This is a genomic window from Colwellia marinimaniae, assembly GCF_002207865.1.
GTDB lineage: Bacteria > Pseudomonadota > Gammaproteobacteria > Enterobacterales > Alteromonadaceae > Colwellia > Colwellia marinimaniae.
Genome location: NZ_BDQM01000246.1, coordinates 1 through 275, shown reverse-complemented (window position 1 = coordinate 275; position 275 = coordinate 1). Strand labels below are relative to the sequence as shown.

At 39.6% G+C, this 275-nt stretch carries 1 pseudogene; it reads left to right on the top strand.

The features are described from left to right. Positions 1 to 275 (top strand): annotated as a pseudogene (locus tag MTCD1_RS21945) (hypothetical protein); the annotation flags it as partial.

Below are 275 nucleotides of genomic sequence, written 5' to 3'. Positions count from 1 at the left end.
CATCATCATAATGATAATTCTGAAAACTTACGATCACTTATCACTGGTTTTTGCCAAACATTACACGAAAAACATGGGGCTCTTAGTCACAACCCTGAGACAGGCCAGCTAAACTATGGTTTTATACATGGTAACTGGGCATTAGATAATAGTGATCCAACCGGTAATAATTGCGGTGTAAATGACGAACTGATTATTTTAAGAGAAACTGGCTGTTATGCAGATTTTACTTTCCCGTCAGCGCCTCACCCAACTCAGCCTGACACCATTAATAG